The organism is Haemophilus sp. HMSC61B11, from assembly GCF_001838615.1.
In the GTDB taxonomy this organism is placed as follows: domain Bacteria; phylum Pseudomonadota; class Gammaproteobacteria; order Enterobacterales; family Pasteurellaceae; genus Haemophilus_D; species Haemophilus_D parainfluenzae_AD.
This window is the reverse complement of record NZ_KV837994.1, coordinates 1-318: the sequence shown is the minus strand read 5'-3', so window position 1 is coordinate 318 and position 318 is coordinate 1. Positions and strand designations below refer to the sequence as shown.

Genomic DNA, 318 nt, shown 5'->3' with positions numbered 1-318 from the left:
CGAATTGGCCATGAAGTGTTGGTGAAATTCCTCAATGGTGACCCGGACCAACCGATTGTGGTAGGGCGTACCTATCACAGTACCACAGAGCCCCCTTACGAGCTTCCCAAACATAAAACTCGCATGACGATTAAATCCAAAACCCATAAAGGCAATGGTTTTAATGAGTTGCGTTTTGAAGATGAAATGGGACGTGAAGAAGTCTTTATTCATGCAGAGAAAGACCTTAATCATATTGTGAAACATGATGAAACGACTCAAGTGGGGCATGACCGCACGGAGCAAGTAGGCCGCAATGAAACAATCCATATAGGCAAT

The 318-nt window shown here is 44.3% G+C and carries 1 pseudogene; it reads left to right on the top strand.

Going from position 1 to position 318, the window contains the following annotated elements:
- Positions 1-318, top strand: a pseudogene (locus HMPREF3263_RS07150) (type VI secretion system tip protein VgrG); the annotation flags it as partial.